We start from the raw sequence: 4,845 nt of genomic DNA, 5'->3' as shown, positions 1-4,845 counted from the left end.
ACAATGCACGACTACCTTTTAGAGGTCATTCGATTTATGCCTTCTTGTTCTGCTAATAAAATTGTAGAGCTAATGAGTTCTTCAAAGTGTTCCAATTGACCCGCTGGTATTAGCTGGTTTTGGATAAATTGTCGCTTCTCTGAATCAAACAAACGTTCCGCGACCCAACCTATTAGGTACACCAAAGAAAGACAACCGCCTGCTGTAGCAATATTGCCTTCGATGACCAAAGGTAAATCTTGAACATTGCCGCCCATTTTCTTCAGTACATTTTTAGCATCAGGGTTTGTCGTTAACAACAAACCGTTTAACAATCCAAGTTCATGAAGAATAAACGAACCAGCACATATCGAACCAATTAACTGTCTGTTTGGATCGAGCTTTAAAGCTGACATAAATTCACAATCCTGTAATGCTGCAGGAATACCACGCTTGCCACTCGTAATTAGCACTACATCTTGATTAATCACCTCTGAGATAGGACCATCTGTCTTTACCGACATACCTAGATGCGAGCGGTGTTCTGATTTAGTGCCTAATATTGACACAACCCAGCTATCTGTCGTTCTACCGAGTAAGTCATACATTAAGAAAAAGTCTACATCTGTAAAATCGTCAAATAATACAATGCCAATGTTGTACATCATTTTGATACCTCATTATTCATGTTTGAGATCTGCATAACAGCCATTAAACAACATATTACATAGCAAAAAAAGAGTGTCAGTAGCTTCTACAAACACTCATTTGGACACTAAATTTTACAGACAAACACAAAGGACTGCAGGAAGGTTTCGATGAAACTAATTTTTCCCCTCGGCTAACCATGTGGCATATTGTTTCGTATAATAACTAACAATTAGGTCAGCCCCAGCACGTTTTAACCCAATAAAAGTTTCAGTTACTACCGCTTTTTCATCGAGTGCGCCAGCAAGAGCTGCGAACTTAATACCGGCATATTCCCCACCCACTTGATATGCAGCGAGGGGTAAATGGGTTTCTTGCCTTAAACGACAGATCACATCTAAATAGGGTGTTCCTGGTTTAACCATCAGAATATCTGCACCTTCAGCCTCATCAAGTGATGCTTCAAGTAGAGCTTGACGACCGTTGGCGTAATCTAGTTGGTAGCCTTTTCTATCCCCACTAAGTTCACAGTCTACTGCGGCCCTAAATGGGCCATAAAAAGAAGACGCAAATTTTGCCGAATGTGCCAAAATTGCCACGTCCTGAAAACCAGCAGCATCAAGTCCTAAACGAATGGCTTTTACTTGGCCATCCATCATTGCCGATGGTGCTAACATGTCAGCACCTGCTTTAGCTGCAGTCACTGATTGTTTGACCAAATTTTCAACTGTAATGTCGTTACAAACTTTGTTGTTTTGCATTACACCACAATGACCATGATCGGTATATTCACAGAAACAAATATCTGGAATTACCATCATTTCGGGAACGGCAGATTTTATCGTCTTGACCATACGAGCAAGTAGACCATTATCATTCCAGGTGTCACTTCCTTGAGCATCCTTGGTGTGAGATATGCCAAAAGGCATAACATAGCGTATGCCGAGAGCGTAAAGCTGTCGAATCTCATCGGCTAGGTGACTCTCGGGAATACGGCTGATACCAGGTAGGGTAGAGATAGGTACTGCTTGATCGATCTGTTCTTCGATAAATAAAGGATGAATTAAATCGTTGAGCAAAAGGTGGCTTTCACGCAATAGATCGCGCATGGCTTCGGAGCTACGTAAGCGTCTTAAACGACGCAATGGGGTTATGTTCAAAATGGAGTAACCTATTCAGATATTATTAGGGACTCAGTTTAAATAAAGGAAAATAAATTTAAACCTTACATAATAAGACTTAAAGCGGTATGAAAAGTTCTGCGTAACTATAGCTAAATATTTTATTACCATTAGTATTGACGATATAAACCAATTTATACATAACACAACAAATCGATAACAATAATCAGGCTAAACAACTTGCTAAACACATGTAGTAAACAATAGCCTTAAAAGGAGTATAAACAAGCTTAATAAGTATCTAATACTTTAAGAGCCTACCTCCGATGTGCTAAAACTACTTTAAAGTACATTAATGAACGTTTTAGAGCGGTAAACCAATTATCCGTCAAAATAACTGTTACAAGTATATCTGTCATGGCTATGTGCCCACATATCCCAAGGAAAATTTCTTACTTACCTCAATAGCTCCACGTTAACTTCAGCTAGGGAGGCGAAATGTTCTAGCGAACAAAACTGACAGGCATAGGCTTTCGATGTTCGGAAATGACATAGCTGCTATTCATCTTTCATCCAATCCAAATTCGGCAGTGCGTCCAAATGCTGGGCATAACGTATTTCGTTAAAAGAGGCACCATTTTTCATGATATCGGATACTTCGATAGCCAGCGCGCACGCCATCCATTGAACCGCTTCTTCACGCGGTGTACCTGTCATGACTAAACGCATCAAGGTTTCTTTTACCTTTTTGGGTTCACCGTCAGCGATTTGATTTTCGACTGTTTCAATTAGTGTCTCTTCAGTCATGTAGCTGTCTTGTTGTTTGTCCATTATAAATTCTCTGCTAAGTACATAACGCCATTATGTCGTAAACATAGTGCAAGCAATAGAACAAACTCTTAATAACTTGAGCGTTGTACTCAATAAAGCAAATTTTGGAAATGAAGATTTAACGGTGTTTATAATCTGATTAGATTTTATTCGTCTTTATGACGTTTTTTGAGTTAATAATATCAGCAGCTAACACATACAGGAAAAATTGAGTTAAACGCCCTAACCCATTTTTGACGGAAACAAGCTACTGCTAAGACCTTAGAGGTGGGTCGTGAGATTAGGAAATGTATGGTAATAAAATAAAGTTTACACTGACCCCACATACCTATAAGCAAGGCTCAAAAACTTAGCCCACTATCATGCATGGGTGGCTTATTGGTTCTTGGCCAATTTTTTTATTGCTGGCTCTGCTGAACTATTGAGCTTTGACCCAGCTAGCGAGGCTGTTTGCCGTGAAAAGTGCTAACGAGCTCATTCAGTGGATAAGATACTAATCTCGTATCAGGCGTCACGCTTTACTTTTTAGTGAACTGACAAGAGCCCTGATAGCAATGCTATCAGGGATTTTTTGTTTCATACAAGTGGCGTTTATTAATCATGGTCTCTATTTTTGTTGCTAGGAACGATTTCATGGCAAGTCTAAGATGCACAAGGCATTTGTTCGAAATGCTAAGGCATTGATCGGTTGGGGCGTCATGTAGTATTGTGATGTCGCAGATGGCGTTGTTCTGGTTACTTTTTGATAGAGCCTATTAAGTTTAACCGACTTTTATGCAGCAGACTCTTGATTTAACTATTTTATTTTAAGTTGCTTAATTGAAAATAAGTTGCTTGGGGGTTTAGCCTAGGGCTTGCCATCATTTTGGTCACATTGAACGTATTTTTGTGTTTGAGGCAAGCTTCATGGAACGGATGAAATATGGGGCTGTATTTGTGGTCATTTTTCTTTTATGCATGGTTAGCATGAAAGGGCTTGATCACTTTCTGGCAAAAAAAATTATTGCCCACGATGCAAAAATTCTCGCTGATAAGTTTGAAAAGGTAATTAGAAATAGCGCTTTAGAATTGAATAAGCTGCCATCGATTTCAAAGACAGATTTTAAATGCGATCAAAGCACCACTGAGAATTTAAGGGAATTTGTATTTGATGCAAGTTTTATTAGATGGGCTGGGGTGACAAAGGATAGAGAAATATTTTGTGAGTCCAATGATATCATTCGCGATATCAGTAAAATTTACACCCATAGAATATCCCCTAATTTTAGTTTTGGCGTCGTAGAACTAGCCAATAGAAAGCATAATGAATGGATATTAGTTAGGCATTTTGAGGATGTAAACTATACAGCAAGCATTACGCCGCTAGCGCCTCGCTTCTTTGTGCCGTTAGAGTGTGAACACTGTTCCGAATACACCATCTCCTTTAAGTCAGATCCCATGTTAGTTTTTGGCTTTGAAACATTTGACGGTAAGCCATTTGTGAGTGAAACGGTGGTCTTGGAATCACCTTATTTTGTCGCCACCTTTGAGCTTTCGGGGAATTTTGAATTCTATAAGCAATACAGTACAATTTCTTGGTTGTTTATTACTATTTTTGCACTGTTGTTTGCTTTTGGGGTGACCTATCTGGTTAAGCGTTGGCAAAGACATTCAGTTTCTATGCACGCTCAAATTGTGGCAGGAATTAAGCACCAAGAGTTTATTCCTTTTTATCAACCTATCGTTGATTCAAGAACCCAAGCTGTTATCGGCTGTGAAGTATTGATGCGATGGCAGCAACAAAATGGTTCATTGATCCCCCCTAACCAGTTTATTCCCTACGCGGAAGCCAATGGTCTGATTATCGATATGACAAAGGTCTTGCTTGAGCATGTTTTTAATGATGTTAAGTCATTAGGTAGTAAGCGCAAGGCACTATTCTTTAGTATCAATATTGTTCCAGAACACTTAGATAACGATGATTTATATCTTTTGCTTAAAGGCATTGTTGAGTCCAGTGAGTTGAAGCCGCATCGTATTTCCTTAGAAATCACAGAGCGTTTGCCCATCAGTGATTTAGTTGCTGCACGTCAGATGTTAGATAAAATTTACGCGTTAGGGATCGATTTAAAATTAGATGACGCTGGTACGGGATATGGTGGATTTAGTTATGTACAAACCCTCGGTATTAGTACGTTAAAAATAGATAAAATGTTTGTCGACACCATCGGTCATGAAGATAACTTTAACGCCAAAACCATTGACGCTATTATTTCATTTGCTCAAA

4 protein-coding genes are annotated in these 4,845 nt (G+C 39.1%); 1 reads left to right on the top strand and 3 read right to left on the bottom strand.

The features are described from left to right. Window positions 1-11: 11 nt before the first annotated feature. The 3 genes from CXF82_RS00565 to CXF82_RS00555 form a co-directional block, all read right to left on the bottom strand. Window positions 12-647: a DJ-1/PfpI family protein gene (locus CXF82_RS00565; RefSeq protein WP_232775095.1), complete on the bottom strand. Its 636-nt coding sequence runs from the start codon at window positions 645-647 to the stop codon at window positions 12-14. Window positions 648-803: 156 nt separating this feature from the next. Further along, window positions 804-1,790 (bottom strand): porphobilinogen synthase, encoded by a 987-nt coding sequence (gene hemB / locus CXF82_RS00560; RefSeq protein ID WP_101091887.1) that lies wholly within the window; start codon window positions 1,788-1,790, stop codon window positions 804-806. Between the two features lie 516 nt (window positions 1,791-2,306). Beyond that, on the bottom strand, window positions 2,307-2,579 hold the full coding sequence (locus tag CXF82_RS00555; RefSeq protein WP_101091886.1) for a hypothetical protein: 273 nt from the start codon (window positions 2,577-2,579) through the stop codon (window positions 2,307-2,309). A gap of 888 nt (window positions 2,580-3,467) precedes the next feature. Here CXF82_RS00555 and CXF82_RS00550 point away from each other — a divergent pair. After that, the coding region (locus CXF82_RS00550; protein ID WP_145991622.1) for an EAL domain-containing protein at window positions 3,468-4,845 on the top strand (1,378 nt) is incomplete at its 3' end.

The sequence above is a fragment of the Shewanella sp. GutDb-MelDb genome (assembly GCF_002836075.1).
Taxonomy (GTDB): domain Bacteria; phylum Pseudomonadota; class Gammaproteobacteria; order Enterobacterales; family Shewanellaceae; genus Shewanella.
The sequence above is the reverse complement of the archived record's forward strand: the minus strand, read 5'-3'. Positions and strand labels throughout refer to the sequence as shown.

Coding starts and splice junctions, on each gene's coding strand:
- CXF82_RS00565 (WP_232775095.1), bottom strand. CDS start 647: ATGATGTACAACATTGGCATTGTATTATTTGACGATTTTACAGATGTA.
- CXF82_RS00555 (WP_101091886.1), bottom strand. CDS start 2,579: ATGGACAAACAACAAGACAGCTACATGACTGAAGAGACACTAATTGAA.